The following is a 19,617-nucleotide window of genomic DNA, read 5'->3' as shown; positions in this document are numbered from 1 at the left end:
GGGTCTCCGCGCAGGATAACGCTTTTGCCGTTTCACGTTACAGCTCCGGACAGATCCCGCGTCAGGTCCCGGCACGCCCGGGAGGGTTGAATCCCCGACAGAAGAGATGTCTCGTTGGCGGAATTTCAACAGTACTGGTCTCCACAGGCATAACCGCAGGCTATTTCCTGCTGAATAAGAGAAACAAATGCAGAAAGAGCCTCTGTCTGTGTGCTGAAAATAGTGGCCACGACACAGAAATTATCCCGGCCACCAGGAGATTTTCCGTCCCACGGGGCTTCTCCCCCCGGGAAGAGAATGATACCTTCGATTTTCCCGTGGAATGCATCACCGTTGCCCGGATATTCGCCGGCTCAGGTTTAAGCCGGCCAGCTAAGGAGAGTCAATGCAACTCACTGTCACGACGAAAGTTTCCGATGAAGAACGCGATGCACTGTTTGCAGGACTGAGAGGTTATAACCTGCAGTTCCTCGACCCGGGACGTATGGGCCAGTCGGGCATCTTCAGCCGTCGGGATAACGGTGAGATTACCGGAGGACTGATGGCTTCCCGTAAAGGCTTATGGTTTTGTATTGACTACCTGTGGGTGACGGAGGATTGCCGGGGTCAGGGGCTGGCCAGCCAACTGATCGCCAGGGCAGAAGCGGAAGCGGTACGTCACGGCTGCCGGTATGCTCAGGTGGATACCTTCAGTTTCCAGGCTCTGCCTTTTTATACCGGCAGGGGGTACACCCTCAAAATGACCCTTGAGGACTTTCCTGAAGAAGGTATGCAACGACATTACCTGACCAAAAGCCTGGGATGACCCTGACTTCCTGACCTATGGGGGTGTCTCCCCCTTTCCTGCAGGCGGTGTCGGTCGCCGCGTTCTGACCGGCATTGTCTGAAACTGCCGGAGCCGCTGACTGCGCTCACCGCGGGCGCTGTTTAAAAAGTGATCTGCATCACATAAGGAAGTGAAATCCCCGCCGGAAGCCCCGTTCTGACCCACACTCTAAGCACGACTTAAGCCGTTATCAGGAGTGATATTGATGAGTCATTTTTTCTACGACAAAAAAGAGAACCTTATAGACGATGCCCTTGAAGGAATTATCCGTACCTCACCGTACGGAAATCTGGCCAGGTTAAAAACAGATCCTGAATTACGGGTAGTGGTGCGTAAAGACTGGGAAAAATCTCAGGTCGCCTTACTTTCCGGTGGCGGGTCAGGTCACGAGCCGATGCATGCCGGGTTCGTCGGGAAAGGAATGCTGACCGGGGCTATCTGTGGCGATATTTTTGCCTCCCCGGGCGTCGACGCTATCCTCAGCGCCATCATCAATGTCACCGGCAAGGCGGGCTGCCTGCTGATCGTCAAAAACTATACCGGTGACCGCCTGAATTTCGGACTGGCGGCCGAAAAAGCCCGCACGCTCGGCTATGATGTCGAAATGGTGATGGTGGAAGATGATATCGCCCTGCCGGATAACCCTCAGCCGCGCGGTCTGTCAGGCACCATTCTGGCCCACAAGATTGCAGGTTATGCCGCAAGCCAGGGAGCGTCACTGAAAGAGGTCGCACGCATCACGCGGGCCGCACTAAAAAAAGTCGCCACTATCGGTGTCGCTCTCTCTTCCTGCCACCAGCCTGGTGCGGAAGAAAGTGAACGGGTGCCGGCCGGTAAGAGTGAGCTGGGGATGGGGATCCACGGCGAGCACGGCATTATTACTCTGGATACCCAGAACAGCCGGAAAATTGTCAGCCGGTTATGTGATGCCTTATCAGAGCACCTGAACAAAACCTCTGACATTCTGCTAATGATTAACAATCTGGGCGGATTCTCCGTGCTGGAACTGGCGCTGGTCAGTCAGGCGGTACTCGACTCCCCGCTGGGGAAACGTGTCCGTTTTGTGCAGGGCCCCGCCACCCTGGTCAGCGCGCTGGATATGAAAGGAATATCACTGACGGTGATCCCGCTCACAGCGAAACTGACCGAAGCTCTGCAGGCTCCGGTTGAGGTCAGCGGATGGGTACCGCTCTATACCCCGTCAAAAATGACCTGGCAGAAAGCCCGGGCTTTGCCCGACAATACCGACGTGACCCCGTCAGAGAATGCACGGGTCGCTGCCGTTCTGAAAGCGGCCTGTAAGGCACTGATTGATAATGAAGATGAACTGAATACCCTGGACAGCTATGTGGGTGACGGTGATACCGGCTCCACACTCGCTACCGGGGCGCGCTTTGTGCAAAAAGCCCTGAAGGCCGGAAAACTGCCGCTGGATGATACCCCGGCACTGCTGCGCTGGCTGGGCGAAAGTATTACCACGCCAATGGGGGGTTCCGGCGGGGTGTTGCTTTCTTTACTGTTCAGCGCCGCCGCAGAAGGCTATGAAAATGAAAATGATATCGGTAAAAGTTTACTGGCGGGACTTGAGCAAATGAAAAAATATGGCGGTGCCGGTGCCGGTGATCGCACGATGATCGATGCCCTGCAGCCTGCACTGGAAGCGCTGGCCGGTCATAAAAGCTGGGATAAAGTGGTCAAAGCCGCGAAGAAAGGGGCCGATTCTACGTCTGAGATGAAAAAAGCCGGTGCGGGTCGTTCTTCATACCTGAGTGCCGGAAGCCTGAAAGGTCATATCGACCCGGGAGCCAAAGCGGTCAGTGAGGTATTTGCCGCCATTCCCGGGAAATAATCCTCTCCCCCTCAGTTACCGGCGCGCCTCAGGGCCGGTAACCGGCATGGCCTGTCGGGACGTGTTCAGGGCCAGTGTCAGCCACGGGAGCCGCTATCCCGGCGGACCGGCCGGTGCGTCACCGCGATTGCCAGTAACAGTATTCTTACTGCTGCAAACCGCATTCACCGCAGCAGCAGACGATGATGCTCCCGAAAAGGGCAGCCATTCCGCCATGGCCTGTCGGGCGCCACAGACATTGCGGTCTCTGTCGCCCTGCTAATCACCCTTCCGGCTGCGGTACGACGTTTATCTGCCCGCCGCTCAATGCCAGTCCGTCTGCATCGATCTCCGCTATCATAAAAGGTACCCGATCGGGAGTATCAAGCAGACCGGGCACCGTGACAAAACGGGTCTGATGCCGGGTCTCCTGACTTCCGCGATGGTCATGACCATGGAAGCTGGCCACGACCCGATAGCGGGTCAGTAACCGGGCTATCTGCTCACCGTTCCATAAACGATGCTTTCCCGCCGGGGCCAGCGGATAATGTCCCAGCACGATGACCTGCTGCCCTTGCTGACGGGCGTCTTCCAGCTGCTGTTCTATCCATAAATACTGCGACTGCCCGATGGCTCCGTTCCATGATTTGGCCTGTGGCTCACCCGCAATCGTCAGGGCAGCATAATATTGAGCGGCCTGTTGCAGCGTTTCCGGACTGGCCCGCGTGGCATAAAAACTGACATCGTTACCATCGATCACCAGAAGACGAAAACGCGGCGTCTGCAGCGCATAATAATGCTTCGGCAACGCCGGGGTCGGGGTAAATTGCTCCAGCTGACGACGGATCACCGCCGCGTCATGGTTACCGGTGATAAACAGATGAGGATGCTTTAGCTGCCGGTAAACCGGCAGTATCCGCGGATAGTCCTGCCAGTGGCGGTCAACGATATCCCCCAACGTGACCACCAGGTCAAGCTCCAGGTCATTCAGATGACGAAACAGCGCAGGCAGTTTGTAAAGCGCCGAACGATAATAGAGATTGTTAACGTAATCCGGACGTTCGGCAGCAAACTGCGGGTCAGCCAGTAAGGCGATGCGCAGTCGTGATACCGACGAGGGGGATAATTCCGGCGGCTGATAGAGTGGCAAAATGTCTGCCAGCATCGGGTACGCCGTGGCAAAATTTTCACACATCCTGTCCTCTCCTGTCAGCGGATACCTGATCGCATAAATGACTGAACGAACTGACGCTGTAACACCAGAAACAGCATTATTAATGGGCTGGAGGTCATCAGGGTCGCGGCGCTGATCAGCGCCCACTGCACCCCCTGTTCAGGCGCGGAAAACAGCTGTAACCCGACGGTTAACGGCCGGACAGTGACAGAATCCGTGATCACCAGCGGCCAGAGAAAGTCGTTCCAGTGAAAACTGACAGATACCAGTACAAAGGCGGTATAGACCGGCAATGCCAGAGGCACATAAATACGCCAGAGGATCCGCATCCGGCTGGCGCCTTCAATAATGGCCGCCTCCTCCAGCACCCGGGGCACCCCTTTAAAGGTCTGACGTAACAGAAAGATTGCAAATGCGGAGGCGAAATAAGGCATCGCAATTCCGGCCAGCGTATCTCTGAGCCCCAGAGCACCGATGGTTTTGTAGTTATTCAGAATGAGGACATCCGGGCTAATCATCAGTTGCAGCAGGATCAGCGCAAAAATAACCCCCTGACCTTTCAGCCGGAACCTGACCAGTGCATAAGCCGCCAGCGTTGCCAGCACTACCTGTACCGTCACAATCAGCATGACCTGCAAGGCCGTATTGATAAAATAGTGAGCAAAAGGCGCGCTATGCCAGGCCGTGATAAAATTGCTCAGTGTCAGCGGGGAAAACAACGAAAAGCGGGCCTGCTGGCTGACAGGATGAAAAGCCACCCAGACCGCGATCAGCAGGGGCAGTATCCAGAAAAACACGCCACAGCCTACCAGCAGATTCAGTAGAATGGCTGCAGGCCGCTGTCGTTGACGAAACTCAGGTAAGGTTACTGATACCATGTCCGTTTATCCAGTAAGCGAAATTTGAGAAGTGCGACCGTTCCCAGTACCAGCAGCAAGACCATGGTCATGGCAGCGGCGGAAGGCAGATCCCAGAAACTGAAGGCCGTTTGATAAATATAAAACAGCAGCAAACTGGTGCTGTTATCCGGCCCGCCGTTAGTCATCGCAATGACCTGATCCACAATCCTGAAAGCATTCATCGTCGCATTGATCAGAATAAAGAGTGTTGTCGGCATCAGTAATGGCCACTGCACACGGCGAAAGAAAAAAAACTTATCAGCTCCTTCAACACGGGCGGCCTCGCTGAGCTTGGGATCTATCTGCTGCAGCCCCGCCAGATAAAAAATCATAAAAAATCCGGCTTCACGCCATACCGTCACCGCCATCAGACAATACAATGCCGTATCCGGCTCCCCGAGCCAGTTGTGCCCCGGCAGGCCAAACCCGTCCAGTACCTGGTTCAGCAACCCGACTTGCGGGGAATAAAAGAACAACCACAGATTAGCCACCGCGACCATCGGTAGTAATGACGGCATAAAAAAGACCATCCTGGCCAGTGCCTTTCCTTTCATCTGCCGGTTAACCGCCAGTGCCATCAGTAATGCCAGTACCAGCGCCGACGGAATGGTGATCAGCGCATACTTCAGGTTGTTGATAAGAGACTGCCGGAATACCTCGTCAGAAAAAATACTACGGTAGTTATCTATCCCGACAAACGCTGACGGGGTCGAACCGTGCGCCGGCTGATACAGACTGTCCCGGAGAGTCGCCAGTGCGGGATAATGTGTAAACGCCAGCAGAAAAACCAGCGCCGGGAGTAACAGCAGATACCCGTAAAACTGTGTTTTGACCCGCTGCCCGGCCGGAGAAGTAAAATAACCCTGCATCTTTCGCGTCCCCCGGTTATTGATAGCGTTTCAGCAAGCGGTCTGCCTGTTGCTGAGCGCCACCGAGTGCCTGTGGTGCTGTGCGGGTACCGGTGACCACCGCCTCCACCGCATGATTCAGTAATTGCTGAATTTGTACGCTGTTGTAGGTTGAAAGTTCGGGTTGTGAGTATTTCAGCTGGTCACGTGCCACCAGCGCCTGCGGGAATTGTTCCACATAAGCCTTCATCGCCGGAGTCTGCCAGGCCGCCGGCGACGTCGCCACATACCCGGTCGCAATACTCCAGCGGGCGGCCTGTTCAGGAGCGGAAACCCAGCGCATAAAACTCAGTGCAGCCTGTTGCTGTGCCGGTGTCGCCCCGTTGAACAGATAAAGATTACCGCCACCGGTCGGGCTGCCACGCTCTGTTTTCTCCGGCAGCATCGCTACCCCGAACGGAAATCTGGCCTGACTACGGACGGTGCCGAGGTTACCGGTCGTGGTCACCATCATTGCGGTTTTACCTTCCAGGAAATCCTGCGGCGTGGTGCCCCAGTTGATAGCCCCCGGCGGGGAGATACCATATTTATGTGACAGGTCATACATCCAGGTCAGTGCCTGCTGGTACTGCGGGGTATTGAATGTCACCGCGGTTCCCTGATTGTTATCCGGCCGGCCGCCATTGGTGGCGGCGATGGCCTGTAGCACCCAATAGCCGGTGGGTGTGGACGGTAATTCGATCCCCCACTGGCTGACCGCTTTCCCTTCACGGACCACCAGTTTACGTCCGTAGTCTTCCACCTGCTGCCAGTTCTGAGGCGGGGATTCAGGATCCAGCCCGGCGCGTTTAAAGGCGTCTTTATTCCAGTAGAGGACAACCGTCGAACGCTGGAAAGGAATGCTCCAGACTTTGCCATCAATATGCCGGATAAATGCCGGGTAAAATCCATTAATCCACTGTTTTCCGGACGCATCGGAAGCCAGGTCAGAGACCGGAATAATTGCCCCCGCATCCTTAAGTGAATACACTTCGATATCGCCGATCACCGCCAACTGTGGCGGATTCCCGCCCCGGAAAGCGGTCAGCGCTTTCGTGACCGTCGTTGCATAGTCACCGGTATATACCGGTTTGATCGTGATATCCGGATGTGTTTTTTCAAAATCGGCCACCAGCGCGTCGACCGTCGCCGTGATTTTTCCACCCACCGCAATCGGATAATACATTTGAAGTGTGACAGGTGCCGCTATACAGGCACTGCTTGCCGCCAGAAGTGCAGCGGTTACCGACAGTCGTAGTGAAATCATAATGTCCCCGGAGATTGAGAAAATAAGCCAGTCATATCAGGAAAGGGCGTGAAAACGTTGGCCAGTTAATCCGGCCGGGTCGGAAAGGATGCGCTGACCGCTGTGACGATGAAACCGGTACTCTGCCTGTTCATCCCATGCCAGGCCGACCGGTGTTCCCGGCTCAAAATGCCTGAGCCCTTCCATCTTTACCGTCACTACCTCAGAGCCTCCGGCCAGCCGGCACAGGATGCGGGTATCAGACCCCATAAATTCATGGCTGATCAGAGTTGCCTGTACCCGCCCATGGGCCGGAGAGGTCAGGGTTAAAGACTCCGCCCGCAATCCCAGTACCACATCCGCCGCCGTCTCAGCAGAAGGCAGATAACGTTGCTGCGGGGGGATAGCGGTCAGAGGAAACAGGTTCATCGGCGGGGAGCCGATAAAATTGGCCACAAACATGGAGGCCGGTTGCTGATAAAGTTCTGCCGGAGTGCCGCACTGCTCCATGCAGCCGTTGTTCATCAGTACAATCCGGTCAGCCATACTCATCGCCTCGCTTTGATCATGCGTCACATAGAGCATGGTCAGCCCCAGGGACTGCTGAAGCTGGCGGATTTCGCGACGCATCGTCTGACGCAGTCGCGCATCCAGGTTAGATAATGGTTCATCCATCAGACAAAGCTTGCGCCGGGCGATAATGGCACGCCCCAGTGCGACCCGCTGCTGCTGTCCGCCGGACAGTTCACCGGGCCGTCTGTCCAAAAGAGGTTCCAGTTCGAGTAATCCGGCCACTTCCTGCAATCGCGAGGCAAATTGCTTCCGGTCTTCTCCCCTGGCACGCGGACCGAACAACAGATTTTCGCGGATAGTTAAATGCGGAAACAGTGCATAGGACTGGAAAACCATGGCTAACTGACGACCTGACGGCGGAAGCTGGCTGATCTCCTGCTGTTGCAGATAGATCTGCCCATGATCGGCCGTTTCCAGCCCGGCCAGTGTTCGTAATAATGTCGTTTTTCCACACCCGGAAGGGCCGAGAATGGCAATAAACTCCCCTTCGTCCACCTGTAAACTGACATTATTGAGAATAATTTTTCCGCCACGCGACGTTTGCAGCTGGTGCAGCACCAGAAAGGTCATAGTCATCCCCGACAATGAAAATTTTCAGCGAGCCTACCCCGGGAGTATGTCAGTGGCGTGACGCTCTGGCGTCGGATTGATGACACTCAGTCACTCAGTCAGTCAGTCAGTCAGTCAGTCAGTCAGTCAGTCAGTCAGTCAGTCAGTCAGTCAGTCAGTCAGTCAGTCAGTCAGTCAGTCAGTCAGTCAGTCAGTCAGTCAGTCAGTCAGTCAGTCAGTCAGTCAGTCAGGGGATCTTCTCTGCTGAACACTGTCAACGGCAAACGCCTCCGGACGACCATTAATCTCTGTCGTGGATGTTTTGCACGGCATTTCTCGTCTGTCCATTCAGAATGTCAGGGTGTCAGGGATTCAGGGATTCAGGGATTCAGGGATTCAGGGATTCAGGGATTCAGGGATTCAGGGATTCAGGGATTCAGGGATTCAGGGATTCAGGGATTCAGGCAGCATAAATAAACACAATATGAGTAAAGAGTACAGAAAACCGCGAACCGTCCATGCTCGCCCGGTTCCCCGCAGGATAGTGGCATTATTTACCGGAAGTCTCTTCCTGTGCCAGTGATTTTAAACGGTCACCCGACAGCCTGAAGTAATTCACCGATTCAATGACCTGTCCGCCCACACCGTGATAAAACAACTGTACTGGCGCATCATGTTTATCCGAAAGCCAGTCCAGCTGCAGGCATCCGGCATCCAGCGCCGCCGCTGCCAGCGTTTTCATCAGCAGCGTGCCGGTTCCCTGACCTCTGAATTTTTCTGAAACAAACAGTTCTTTGATAAACATCTGCCCGCTGTATCGGGGAGCCGGGAACTGAATAGCGGCACAGGCAAATCCGGCGACCACACCGTCCTGCACTGCTTTATAAACCCGTGTTCCGGCCTGCGGATGGAAGACCTTCCGGCGCAGGTAATCCGACATTTCCTGCCTGGTGACCGGGACCGGGCCGTGGTAATAGATTTCCATTTCGATAAAAATATCCACCAGCGTCGTCCACTCACTGGCAGTGCATCGGGTGACTTTCATAACCTCTCCTGTCCTTATTCCCCTGCGGGGAAGTCCAACCTGCTGCCCTATGGACACACACTGACGACGGCACCGGCCGGCACGCCGTATTGTCCCGCTGCATCTGCAACCTGCCTCCGGGTGGCCGCATAACATACCGGTTAACAGAGCCTAACCGTTCGCCCGTCCGGCCCGCAATCCCTGAAATGATCTCCTGTCGACCGGATAGCCTGTTCTGCGGCTCAGCAGCAGACGCCCCGGGCCGGAATAAAACTGGCGGCGAAACCTATCTTCCCGGAAACTTTTTTACCGGCCCGGCCGGAATAGGGCAAACACCGCCGGGTAAACCGGACAGTATTTCGGCTAAGTGATCAATTATCAGGGAAAGACGACAGGTGAAAAAATACCGGCTGAGGGCAAAAAAAAACCGCTATCCGGGAGGATAGCGGCGGGGTTAGCATTAACCGTTAATGTCCGGATGCTGATCGACTAAATTGCGACGTTTACTCTGTAAACTCTCAATTTGTTCATCGATATCTTCGATACGCTGTTCGATATTGTCGTGGTGCTCCTGCAGTAACTCTTTAGCTTCTTCAATAGAAGATGCGGCAGGCGTTCCGCCGTAAAGCGGTTTATTCGCAGTTTCACGCATACTGATCCCGGTGACCACCCCGATAATACCGACAATCATCAGGTAATAAGCAGGCATATAAAGATTACCCGTAGCTTCTACCAGCCATGCGGTCAGGGTCGGGGTAATACCGGCCACCAGAATAGAGATGTTATAGGTACTGGCTAACGCACTGTAACGCACTTCGGTCGGGAACAATGCCGGCAAGGTAGATGCCATTACACCGATCAGACAGTTAAGAATAATCGCCTGGATCAGCAGACCGAAAAAGAGTGCCGCTATACTGTGATGTGTAATCAGCATAAACGACGGAACAGAGAGAAGAACCATCGCGATGCTACCGATAATGATAAACGGACGACGTCCGAATTTATCACTCAGTAAGCCCATCATAGGCTGCACAAACAGCATTGCCAGCATAATGACGACGATGATTAACACACCCCGGTCTTCAGAATAGTGCAGATCATGAGTCAGGTAGCTTGGCACATAGGTCAGCAGCATGTAATACGCGACGTTAGTGGTGATCACGATACCGATACAGGAGATCAGGTTACGCCAGTGTTTACGAGCCACTTCTTTGAAAGGTACAGAAGGTCCTTCGCTGAGCCCCTGTTTAGAGCCCTCTTCCAGCGATTCAACGTGTTTCTGGAATGCCGGCGTTTCTTCCAGCGCATTACGCAGATACAGGCCAACCAGTCCTAACGGCAGTGCCAGGAAGAACGGAATACGCCAGCCCCATTCGTTAAAGCTTTCCTGACCAAGCATCGTGGAAAGTAATACCACGATCCCTGCACCACAGACGAAGCCCACCAGAGAACCAAAATCAAGCCAGCTCCCCATAAAGCCACGCTTCCTGTCGGGGGAGTATTCCGCCACGAAGATGGAAGCCCCGGTATATTCTCCTCCCACAGAGAACCCCTGCACCATTTTGGCCAGCAACAGCAGGATAGGTGCCCAGACACCGATGGTGGCGTAGGACGGAATCAACCCGATACAGAATGTACTCAGGGTCATCAGAATAATGGTGATAGCCAGTATTTTCTGACGGCCGTATTTATCTCCCAGTACACCAAAGAACATCCCCCCCAGCGGGCGGATGATAAAGGGAACGGAAAAGGTTCCTAAGGCAGCGATAATCTGGATACCTGGCGAAGCATCAGGGAAAAATACTTTACCTAATACAGTCGCAACATATCCGTAAACCCCGAAGTCGAACCATTCCATTGCATTACCTAATGCGGCGGCAGTGATTGCCTTTTTCAGACGGGCGTCATCGATAATCGTGACGTCCTTAAGCCGCATCGGCTTTACTTTTTTACGTTTTATTTTAAGCATTTTTTTTCCTTAAAACACTAATACTCTGGTAATCACTCGCGTATAAAGCATAGGTCAATCTTGTGATCATTCAAACGTATGGCGAGTTATTCTTAACAATAGTATCAGATACGTAGCGGCTACGCTTCGGGTTAAGGGGGACTGACGGGCAGGAGAAGACAGAAGCCCCCTGCCACCTGGCTATAATTTCGCCATAAATTCACGGGAGTAGCGGCCAGCGTCCGGATGTGTCCCGCTATTTTCTCTCCGGCGGCAGGTCCGCCGGCCGGTGACGGTCGTTGAATTAAGCGTTAACTCTATTTATATTGGATTTCCGTTCACTATCACCTCCCGGGTTCAGGTTAAAGTATGTTTACAGGTCTTAGCGCATTTCCCCTGACGCCTCTGTTAAATGATGATATCGATGAGGCCGCATTTATTCGTTTGCTCACGCGTCTGACCCACGCAGACGTCAATTCGCTGGGCGTACTGGGTTCCACGGGCAGTTATGCTTACCTGACCCGCGAGCAACGGAAGCGCGTCACCGTTATCGCGAAAGCGCATGCAGGTAAGATTCCGGTGATGACCAGTATCGGAGCCATCAGCACTGCCGAAGTCCTGCGGCTGGCAGAAGATGCGCAGTCAGCCGGTGCTGATGCATTGTTGCTGCCTGCCATGTCTTATCAGCCATTAAACGATGACGAAGTTTACAGTCTGTATGAGGACGTCTCGGCAAATGTTTCCGTGCCGGTCTGTGTTTATGACAATCCCCGTTGTACGCACTTCAGTTTTTCAGAAAATCTGCTCAGCCGGATCGCAGCCTTACCACAAATCCGTGCCATAAAAATGCCAGGGGCACCAACTGAAACCGGTACTATTACCGACCGTGTCCGGAGATTACGATCCCGCGTGCCGCAGCATGTTGCTCTCGGGGTAAGTGCTGATGCCTTTGCGGTTGACGGCCTGAATGCAGGCTGTGATATCTGGTTCTCTGTGTGCGGAGGGCTTTTTCCACGCACCGCAAAAGCGATTACTGACGCGGCCGCACGGCATGATCAACAACAGGTCGCCGCGTTAAGCGAGCGCTTCACCCCGTTATGGGCACTTTTTACTCAGCATGGCGGAGGGATCCGGGTGATCGCCGCCGCTGCTACCCTGCTCGGGCTGGTATCGCCGGAGTGCTTACCCCGCCCGCTGAAAGCATTAGGCCGGGATGACGTCGCAGAGATTGCGGCCGTACTTCGTGCAACCGGTCTCGAATAAGTGCCGGGATCACCGTAATGCCGCCCGATGGCTGCAAGATACAGAGGTATTCTTCAGGATAGCCGAAAAGGATAACTGAGGGATAAAGCAGCCGGTCTGACTGCAGAGGAGAGCTCAGAAAACCTCGTCCCGCGTCGCTGGATCTCTTCAGGACGCGGGACAAAGTTTCATCAGGAAAACAACAGCGGCCAGCAACGGGTGTCTGTGGCCGACAGGATTTCAGACTTAGAATTCAACACTCGCGCTGAGTACCAGATTACGGGTTTCACCTTCGATGACCCGCAAGTTGCCTCCGCTTGAAGTGTAATATTCTTTATTAAACAGATTATTCAGATTCAGCTGTAAATGGGTTTTCTGCCCCATGAACTGGTTATCCCAGCCGATAAAGCTGTCTGCCACGGTATAAGCTGGCAGGGTAAAACTATTATCTGCATCACCGGCACGGGTACCCATGTACCGGACACCGCCACCGATACGGAAGCTGCCAGGCAGAGGGTTAAACCGGATATTATGGCTTAAATAGACTGACCCTGAATTGCGCGGGGCATTCTGCAGGCGGTTGCCATTGTTATCTGAGTTCGTCTTATCATTAACAATCTCAGCCTGGTCATAGCTGTAATTAGCACTGATATCCCAGTCCGGATAGATCTCACCATTGACTTCGAACTCTACCCCGCTGGAACGTGCTCTGTCCACCGCATAGGTGCTGCCATTCAGGGCCAGAGCAACATTACGCTCATCAATACGGTACAAGGCAATCGTCGATAACAATGCAGGCGTTATCTGCCACTTGCTGCCGACCTCGTAAGTGGTTCCCTGTTCCGGCGCCGCGACATTGCCATAATCATCCGGCGTCGTTGACGGTGTGAATGATTTGCTCAGGCTGCCGTAAAACGAAACATCCGGGGTCAGCTTATAGATAAGCCCGGTTTGTGGCAGAAACTTATTCCCTGTATCGCTATACGTCAGCGTGGACTGCGCTCCACGGGATTCACGCTGCTCGTAATGCTGATAACGGGCTCCGGCTACCGCCGTCCAATCGTTTGTCAGATCGATACTGTCTTTGAAATAAACCGAACGGCTGTGTAACCGGTTCAGTAAATTACTGTCAGCCGTTTTTTCGGTGGAGCTGTCGGTGATAGTTTCCAGACCATAGACCGGGTGACTCAGCGTGAAATCGGTATTCTTTTTACCGTTATACGCGTGAGCGCGATAGGTCTGATTCATCTCATAATCAGTGCCGAATACCATGTTATGCGTCATCCCCAGGATTTCAGGGGTGCCGATGGCGTCCCAGGAGACATATTTTGTTTTGTGGTTAAACCCACGGAAAGCATCCGGACGCCGGGTGACAACACCGGTCGTCGTATTCACCGCCGTGGTGGTCATCGTATTGCTGTTATATTTTCGCTGGTTAAGGCCGACAGTAACCCGGGTTGACCAGATATCATTGAACTGATAATCCCAGTGGGAACTGAATGTCTGGTTACGTCCCCATGCATGATTCGAATAATCGTCCAGTCGCGTCTTGTAACCGATATCGATGGGCTTACCATTAATAAACGCCGTTCCCCGGTCATAAGGGATATCGTACTGATAATCTTCATAGCTGATATTAAAACTGGCTTTATCGCCATACCACTGCAGCGAGGGGGCTAGCAGGTTATGTTTTTCATTACCGAATCCACGCCAGTAATTCTGGTCCTGTTTTTCAGCAATCAGACGGAAAGCAAAACCATTGCCTAAAGGCCCGGTAATATCGATATTCCCTGCGCCACCGCCAGTACTGTTATAATGACCGCCAACGATGGTATGCCACTCATATTGTGGTTTTTTACTGACCACATTGATCATTCCCCCCGGATTCAGGATCCCGTACAACAGAGAGGATGAACCTTTTAACACTTCGACATGATCCGTTGTGGCATCAAGGTTCAGCCCCTGACTGCTGCGGATTCCATCACGGAAGACTGAACCGTCGGAGTTAGAACCAAAGCCGCGGCGAACAATACCATCCTCGGTCTGGCCAAGAGTATTCGCTTGTGACGCACCACTGACGAAACGCATAGCATCAGATAAATTCGTCGATTGATAGTCCTGCAGTTGCTTATTAGTCACTTCGCTGATGGACTGTGCTTCATCCAGTTTAGAAGTCGGTGTCTTACTGGCGACCGAAGTGGTCGGACTGGAATAGCCGTCGTCAGTCTGTGCCTTTTTATCCGAAGCCGTTACAGTTAACACATTCGTATTATCAGCGGCGTAACTACCCGCCGACGAAACTAATAAACCACTACATACTGCAAGCCATATTTTGGACAGAGGAGGCCTGCGGTATTGAGACTTAACGTTCTGATTCATTGTTGCTTTTTTCCGGAGTATTGTCTGAGTATTCTTTAGTGAAAGTAATCCGGGTTGCCGGAGTTTTCGGCGCGATGACCTGAAATCGCAGCGATACTGGCAGTGTTCCCGGGGCTCCCTTAATGTAATTGAGAATCATTTCAACACGAAGCTCTGTAGTAGTAAACACAAAATACACTCCGATCACTACATTCACCTCATAACCCCACCCCCCATGAAAAAACATAACAAATCTTTATTATCAATAAGTTATAAAAATAAAGACCACTAAAAAAACAACACTTCGGGTCGGAGTTATACTTTTAATAACGCTAATGCGGACATATGACTACAAGGGTGTCGGGTGTAAACCGGAGAGGTCTCTACCTCTGTCCCGGAATATGTTGCCTGTCACGGAACGGAATATGACGCCATCAGCAGTGACGACATTACCGACAGGACATAGAAACAGCATCACAAGGTGTTGATATTTCCACCCCGGCTACCCTCTCAATGAAAAAGTCCCCCCGCTTTCCGCCCCCTCTGGCGTTTTCACCCGTTGTCAGTTCTCTTTCTGTGAGATACGGTAACCCTTCGGTGGAGCCGGGGTGAGTGACCCAGCGGTCATCATTTCGGGGGATGATCAGATCAGGAGTGAGAGCCATGGCCGTAGATAGTCAGGGTTATATAACCCAACCAACGCGCAATAAAATACAACCCGCATTTTCTGGTGTCGTTGCTGACCTGGTCAGAAGACTCCCCTGCTGTTTTCCTGAACAGATACATAGCCTGTACCTGTATGGCAGCGTTGCCGAAGGCCGGGCGACGGTGGGACGATCGGACCTCGATGTGTCACTTATTTTTAACGGGGAGCCTGATGAGCAGACGGCACAACACCTCGCGCGCATTAAAAGTGAACTTGAAATCGATCACCCTGTTGTCAGCAAAATTGATTTTGATTGCGGTCTGTTACAACAGGCTCTGCACCCCGACAACAGGCTGAGCTGGGGATACTGGCTCAGGCATCACTGTGTCTGTGTCTACGGAGAGGATCTGAGTCAGCGATTCCGGGCATTTACACCCTCTAAAGCCATTGCCCTGGCGTTGAACAGTGACTTCCCGACGGTGGTGACGGAGTTAATGGCTCAGAGACAGGCTTCCGGCGATGAAAACAGGAAACTACTCCTGCAACGTGCCGTGGCAAGAAAGCTCATCCGGGCAACCAGTATTCTGCGCGATGAGCAGGATACGGACTGGCCGGAAACGCTTACTGAACACAGTGATAAATTCATTCTCCGTTATCCGGCGCTGGCGGGAGAAATGAATTACTTAATGAAAATGGCTCATCCGCCGTACGACGAGGAGACTACTTTCGAAAAAAGAGTCATGGCTTTTGCCGGCTGTTTGGATGTCGCGTTCCGCAAACCGCAAAACTGAGATTGCCGGAGGGTTAAGATAGCAAAGTTCATATCACTGGTACCCGCATTGTTGAGGGCTTAGCAGCGCAGAATAAGAGGTTATTTTTCTAACTTCCTTAACCCGCACTCCTGTTTTTACTAAAACCTCCGGCGAAAACAAATACTGGTGGAATGCTGACTGCAGAAAGTAACACCTCAAGTTAAGCAGAACATAGCCTCATCCGCTGTAGCTTTGTTCTGAATCACATCGCGGAACGACCATTATTCACTATCAATGATACCGTCTTATCTAAGAAAGGATCCCGTAAATCCCTATTCCGGGTTCTCTTATCCTTTCGGGTAAACGGCCCCCGGGACGGGACGGCAGAGTCCGGAACAGGCACGCTAACGGGGCATAAGGGATCCTATTTTGCCCCCCCCCTGCCTGAATGGCTGATGCGGGAAAGTAAAGAATGCCGTTGAATACGGAACATGGGTGGAGGGGAACGTGACAGGAAAAAAGGCTCTTTTCAGAGCCCTGACCTATCTTTCGGTTGTAACGGTAATCACACCGGATTACCTGCGACGGATAATCGCATCAGCGAACGTTGAGGACTTCAGCAAATTAATGCTGTCCATCGGTCCGTTGAGGGCGCCGGGGCCGATTCCGGATCTTATCCTTCTGAGCCGCATTACTTCCGGGACTGATCCCAACCCCCAGAATAACAAGTGCCATGGAAACCCATTGTAACAACGTATAATGAGTTCCCTGAATCACCTCTGCAATGGCTAACCATACGAACGCTAAATTTGTCAAAATGGATACTTTTGCAGAAGCTTCAGGGGATGTTACAGCGATAGTAAGAACCTGTATTCTCAATGCTGCGATCCCACCGACAACTATCACAGGCCACCAATGTATCGGCAATGGTGGCCTGTAAATCGCAATGAGTATAATGATGACCAGTACTGAAAGTAAGTTATAGACCGAACTGGTTGGTTTAGGTTTTTCACCCCTATCCGCCAACAGACCTAATATAATAAAAGATGCCGCATAAGCAAGAGCCGAAGTTAACGCTAAAAACTGCCAAATAGCAAAATGTAACCCGCCTTTATGTTCGGAAATTATTGTCAGAGCGACACCCACAAAGGCAAGTATTGCACTGAGCCTTGCCCGGTTTTGTTTTACAGCATAGAACGTTGCGAAAATGGGGGCAGTATTCAATAACATTGACGCATCTGCAGCACTTGCTCCGGGAGTCGCCAGGGCGATGTAATATCCGGCAAATGCCCAAATTCCGGCAACTAACCTGATCCCATGAAGAGTAAGAGGCGCAACAGGTTTCTGCTTAGGGGGGGATAAAATTATCCCGACGATATATTGGCCCAATAATAACCAAAGAGGGCTAATATAATCATTGCTGGAATAGGAAACTACCCAGGCAGTTGCAGCAGATAACAAGCTTGCGAATACACCCAGTATAATACTTTGCATTACTTAATACCTAACTGCACGAAAAAAGGAACCGGTACCATTGTTTTAAAAATTTTCCTTCGATGGTGATCCTCACAGGGCTTCCCTTAGAGAAAATTAATTTTGTTATTATAATCATATTGATATCACTAAATGCAATAATATAAATCACTTAAATCCGGAAGCACTATGTTACAGACCCATTGAATATTAAGGATATCCGGTGGGGACTACCGTTTAAAAACAATCCGGCAGTTTTTCCGCCGGTATGTCTGAATACCACGATGCCAGCGGTAAGGACCGGATTGTGGTCAGCGATGAGAAAATCAGATATTCAGGCCGGTTAGTTGAAAGCGCTTTATAACCTTAGGAAAAATACCATTTTATGCTGCTGTAAAAATAACCCGGGAAGTGCCCCTCCTGCATGTTAACTCCCCTGCCATATTTACTGTCTATTGTTTTAATCGCCGAGGGGGCTTAACGCGTCCGGGAGGCTACTGCCAGCAACACACCAAAAATTACCAGTAAGCCGCCAAAAATTCGATCCACCCGGTGACGTACCGCCAGAAAGCGGTCACGAACCCTTCCCGCAGAAAAACAGAGCCCTACCAGACTGAACCAGACCATATGAGCCACCGAGATAAACAGTCCGTAGCCGATTTGCGCTATCAGTGGTGTCTCCGGCTTTATCACCTGCATAAACATACTAACGATAAAGACAGAGGTTTTAGGATTCAGTAGATTGGTCAGGAAACCGGTGCGTAAAGCCCCTGCATCTGACAAAGGTGCCAACCGGGTGTCAGTCACCGTGCCACCGGCTTTTGTGCGAAGCATTTTTATGCCCAGCCAGATAAGATAAACAGCGCCTGCCAGTTTGATGGCATTAAACAACCAGAGTGACTGCTGTATCAGCACGCCCACACCCAGCAGTGTATAAGAGACATGAACCAGAACGCCTAAGCCTATCCCGAACGCTGTGAGCAGCCCCGCACGACGCGAAAGCAGCAAACTGTTGCGTGAAACCATAGCAAAATCGGGGCCGGGGCTGATGACGGCGAATATTGTGATGGTGATTACAGCTAGCAGTTCAGTCATAATACTTCCTTTTGTAACTTAATGAATATACCGACTTTACTGTACATAACCTCCGGTGAATAACGATGTTATCTGACAAAGATTGTGAGCCTGGGTCACCATTACCGTCGGCTCGTCTGCCATCTCTGATTGCCTTACGCAGTTTTGAAGCAGCGGCGCGCCACGAAAACTTTAGCCGGGCAGCCACGGAGCTGCATATTACCCATGGCGCGGTCAGCCGGGCGGTCCGGCTGCTTGAGGAGGAACTGGGCGTTCCGCTGTTTGAGCGGCGCAGCCGGCGCGTCTTTCTGACCGAAGCCGGTCACAAACTTGCCATTGCGGTCGGCGAAGGGCTGGACGTTATGCAGCAGGCTGTTGATGCCTTGCGCGCCAGCGTACGGCAGCGCCAGCGGTGGGTGCTTTCCTGCGAACCCACACTGCTAATGCGCTGGCTGCTACCTCGCTGGCCTGCGTTCCAGGCACAGCATGCAGGGACTGAGATATGCCTTGCGGCCGGTGGCGGGCCTTTTTCATTTGCCGGCGGCCTGGACCTGGCGATCCGGCGCGATGACTTTGACTGGCCGGAAAGCTATTTTGCCGCACCCCTCTTCGCAGAAAAGGTAGGGCCGGTATGTCGCCCGGATAAAGTTTCCCGCTGGTTTACCGCTAATGCCCCGGGTCCCGAACTGGCTGCGGGCGCTGAGTATCTTCATACCCGTACACGCCCCGATGCATGGCAGGCATGGGCCCGCGCCGCAGGTCAGCCTGCAGTCGGTCCGGGAGGCCAGAGTTTCGATCATTTCTACTTCAGTCTGCAGGCAGCCGTTGCCGGACTTGGCGTAGCGATTGGTTCGTGGTATCAGGTTTGTGACGATCTTGAGAGTGGCGTTTTATCTGCGCCAATGGGCTTCGCCGGGGATGGCTCCCGCTACTACCTGCTCTCTCGTGAACCCTTCGAGCCGGGTAGCCTGCAGGCAGACCTGCTTACCTGGCTTCGGACACTGAATGAACCACTTCAGGTGTAAGCCACGATTTTATGCGTTCCTCGAATAATAACTGGGGATCAGACAATTGCCACCAAATTGCCCGAATACCGTAAAAGCACCAATTGTACAAAA

The 19,617-nt window shown here is 52.6% G+C and carries 16 protein-coding genes; 6 read left to right on the top strand and 10 right to left on the bottom strand.

From position 1 onward, the window contains the following. The first annotated feature begins 385 nt into the window (after positions 1 to 385). A complete protein-coding gene (locus tag ABD035_RS03750) occupies positions 386 to 805 on the top strand; it encodes a GNAT family N-acetyltransferase (protein ID WP_343867805.1) in 420 nt (139 codons plus the stop codon). Positions 806 to 1,031: 226 nt separating this feature from the next. Further along, positions 1,032 to 2,675 carry a dihydroxyacetone kinase subunit DhaK gene (locus ABD035_RS03745; protein WP_343867803.1) on the top strand — a complete coding sequence of 548 codons (1,644 nt, stop codon included), beginning with the start codon at positions 1,032 to 1,034 and terminating at the stop codon, positions 2,673 to 2,675. Between the two features lie 262 nt (positions 2,676 to 2,937). On the opposite strand, the gene ABD035_RS03740 is transcribed toward ABD035_RS03745, so the two are convergent. The 5 genes from ABD035_RS03740 to ABD035_RS03720 are packed head-to-tail and all read right to left on the bottom strand — an operon-like array spanning position 2,938 to position 8,003. Beyond that, on the bottom strand, positions 2,938 to 3,849 hold the full coding sequence (locus ABD035_RS03740; protein WP_343867801.1) for a metallophosphoesterase: 912 nt from the start codon (positions 3,847 to 3,849) through the stop codon (positions 2,938 to 2,940). Positions 3,850 to 3,863: 14 nt separating this feature from the next. Next, positions 3,864 to 4,706, bottom strand: a complete 843-nt coding sequence (locus ABD035_RS03735) for a carbohydrate ABC transporter permease (RefSeq protein ID WP_343867799.1) — start codon at positions 4,704 to 4,706, stop codon at positions 3,864 to 3,866. Continuing rightward, positions 4,694 to 5,596, bottom strand: coding sequence for a carbohydrate ABC transporter permease (locus ABD035_RS03730; RefSeq protein WP_343867796.1), 903 nt, complete (start codon positions 5,594 to 5,596; stop codon positions 4,694 to 4,696). The genes ABD035_RS03735 and ABD035_RS03730 overlap by 13 nt, the downstream gene beginning before the upstream one ends. A 16-nt stretch (positions 5,597 to 5,612) precedes the next feature. After that, positions 5,613 to 6,881, bottom strand: a complete 1,269-nt coding sequence (locus tag ABD035_RS03725) for an ABC transporter substrate-binding protein (protein ID WP_343867794.1) — start codon at positions 6,879 to 6,881, stop codon at positions 5,613 to 5,615. A gap of 36 nt (positions 6,882 to 6,917) precedes the next feature. Beyond that, positions 6,918 to 8,003 (bottom strand): ABC transporter ATP-binding protein, encoded by a 1,086-nt coding sequence (locus ABD035_RS03720; RefSeq protein WP_343867791.1) that lies wholly within the window; start codon positions 8,001 to 8,003, stop codon positions 6,918 to 6,920. Between the two features lie 79 nt (positions 8,004 to 8,082). Between ABD035_RS03720 and ABD035_RS03715 the strand changes: the two genes are divergently transcribed. Next, the gene (locus tag ABD035_RS03715) at positions 8,083 to 8,250 is read left to right on the top strand and encodes a hypothetical protein (RefSeq protein ID WP_343867789.1); all 168 of its coding nucleotides are present in this window, start codon (positions 8,083 to 8,085) and stop codon (positions 8,248 to 8,250) included. A 282-nt stretch (positions 8,251 to 8,532) separates the two neighbouring features. On the opposite strand, the gene ABD035_RS03710 is transcribed toward ABD035_RS03715, so the two are convergent. Together ABD035_RS03710 and proP are read right to left on the bottom strand one after the other, a co-directional pair. Next, positions 8,533 to 9,027 carry a GNAT family N-acetyltransferase gene (locus ABD035_RS03710; RefSeq protein WP_343867787.1) on the bottom strand — a complete coding sequence of 165 codons (495 nt, stop codon included), beginning with the start codon at positions 9,025 to 9,027 and terminating at the stop codon, positions 8,533 to 8,535. 439 nt (positions 9,028 to 9,466) lie between these two features. Next, entirely contained in the window at positions 9,467 to 10,975 is a 1,509-nt protein-coding gene (gene proP / locus ABD035_RS03705) for a glycine betaine/L-proline transporter ProP (RefSeq protein ID WP_212712340.1), read from the bottom strand. A 348-nt stretch (positions 10,976 to 11,323) separates the two neighbouring features. On the opposite strand from proP, the gene ABD035_RS03700 reads away from it, so the two are divergent. After that, on the top strand, positions 11,324 to 12,217 hold the full coding sequence (locus tag ABD035_RS03700) for a dihydrodipicolinate synthase family protein (RefSeq protein WP_343867784.1): 894 nt from the start codon (positions 11,324 to 11,326) through the stop codon (positions 12,215 to 12,217). Positions 12,218 to 12,442: 225 nt separating this feature from the next. Here the strand turns inward: ABD035_RS03700 and ABD035_RS03695 are convergent, their stop codons facing one another. Further along, positions 12,443 to 14,575 (bottom strand): TonB-dependent siderophore receptor, encoded by a 2,133-nt coding sequence (locus tag ABD035_RS03695; protein WP_343867782.1) that lies wholly within the window; start codon positions 14,573 to 14,575, stop codon positions 12,443 to 12,445. A 642-nt stretch (positions 14,576 to 15,217) separates the two neighbouring features. Between ABD035_RS03695 and ABD035_RS03690 the strand changes: the two genes are divergently transcribed. Further along, positions 15,218 to 15,991, top strand: coding sequence for a nucleotidyltransferase domain-containing protein (locus ABD035_RS03690; protein WP_343867780.1), 774 nt, complete (start codon positions 15,218 to 15,220; stop codon positions 15,989 to 15,991). Between the two features lie 585 nt (positions 15,992 to 16,576). Here ABD035_RS03690 and ABD035_RS03685 read toward each other — a convergent pair. Together ABD035_RS03685 and ABD035_RS03680 are read right to left on the bottom strand one after the other, a co-directional pair. Further along, positions 16,577 to 17,446 (bottom strand): DMT family transporter, encoded by an 870-nt coding sequence (locus ABD035_RS03685; protein ID WP_343867778.1) that lies wholly within the window; start codon positions 17,444 to 17,446, stop codon positions 16,577 to 16,579. Between the two features lie 456 nt (positions 17,447 to 17,902). Then, on the bottom strand, positions 17,903 to 18,520 hold the full coding sequence (locus ABD035_RS03680) for a LysE family translocator (RefSeq protein ID WP_343867776.1): 618 nt from the start codon (positions 18,518 to 18,520) through the stop codon (positions 17,903 to 17,905). A gap of 65 nt (positions 18,521 to 18,585) precedes the next feature. On the opposite strand from ABD035_RS03680, the gene ABD035_RS03675 reads away from it, so the two are divergent. Continuing rightward, positions 18,586 to 19,524 carry a LysR family transcriptional regulator gene (locus ABD035_RS03675; protein WP_212712333.1) on the top strand — a complete coding sequence of 313 codons (939 nt, stop codon included), beginning with the start codon at positions 18,586 to 18,588 and terminating at the stop codon, positions 19,522 to 19,524. Positions 19,525 to 19,617 lie beyond the last annotated feature (93 nt).

The organism is Tatumella terrea (assembly GCF_039523755.1).
Lineage (GTDB): Bacteria > Pseudomonadota > Gammaproteobacteria > Enterobacterales > Enterobacteriaceae > Tatumella > Tatumella terrea.
This window is presented reverse-complemented; position numbering and strand designations above follow the sequence as displayed.